Source organism: Vibrio sp. S457-15 (genome assembly GCF_000960545.1).
Classification (GTDB): Bacteria; Pseudomonadota; Gammaproteobacteria; order Enterobacterales; family Vibrionaceae; genus Vibrio; species Vibrio parahaemolyticus.
In genome coordinates, this window is sequence record NZ_JYOQ01000044.1 from 1 (window position 1) to 348 (window position 348).

Below are 348 nucleotides of genomic sequence, written 5' to 3' on the forward strand. Positions count from 1 at the left end.
CCCGCTGTACTCATTCCTGCCGCTAGGATTGCTGCTAGAAGGATACCAGCAACCACTGGGTGGAATACGGTGTTCACAAGCAACATAAAGATTTTCTCCCCATCTTCTAGTTGCGTACCGGGGTGGCCAGTCACCCATACCAGACCAACAAGACCCACTAGCATTGCACCTGCCATTGAAAGCGCAGTCCAACCCACAGCGATACGACGCGCGGTAGTTAGGTCTTTGTTGTAACGTGATGCGTTGAAACGCGTTAGGATGTGTGGCTGCACAAAGTAGCCAAGACCCCATGCCGCTAGCGAGATAATCGCGATAGCTGACAGCGGCTCACCTTTCACATCATTCCAC

1 protein-coding gene is annotated in these 348 nt (G+C 52.6%); it reads right to left on the bottom strand.

The window, feature by feature from the left end:
• Positions 1-348 (bottom strand): sodium:solute symporter family transporter (locus UF05_RS06065; protein WP_048852240.1); only part of this gene is annotated, 348 nt, incomplete at both ends.